At 71.1% G+C, this 249-nt stretch carries 1 protein-coding gene; it reads right to left on the bottom strand.

Annotated features, from left to right (window positions below):
- On the bottom strand, positions 1-249 hold a 249-nt coding region (locus R0J92_RS25255; RefSeq protein ID WP_411053708.1), incomplete at both ends, for a hypothetical protein.

The raw sequence follows: 249 nt of genomic DNA, 5'->3' as shown, positions 1-249 counted from the left end.
CAGCCACCTGCTTGTCTACCCACTCATCACCCGCCCCGAGCGCCCTCGCCTCCTCATAGGCCCGGTCGGCCGCACGCTGATCGCCGAGGATGCGGCTCACCAGCCCGCCGGTCTTCACCACGTTCCGCTGCACGCCGCCGAGCACGCCGCGGACGATGGGGATGTCCGGCCTCGCCTCGTCCATCGAGCGAGCAAACTGCTCCGGCGTCCCCAGCTCCGGCATGGCCTGAAGGTCGCGGATGCCCTCCC

The sequence above is a fragment of the Tritonibacter sp. SIMBA_163 genome (assembly GCF_046535935.1).
Lineage (GTDB): Bacteria > Pseudomonadota > Alphaproteobacteria > Rhodobacterales > Rhodobacteraceae > Epibacterium > Epibacterium scottomollicae.
The sequence above is the reverse complement of the archived record's forward strand: the minus strand, read 5'-3'. Positions and strand labels throughout refer to the sequence as shown.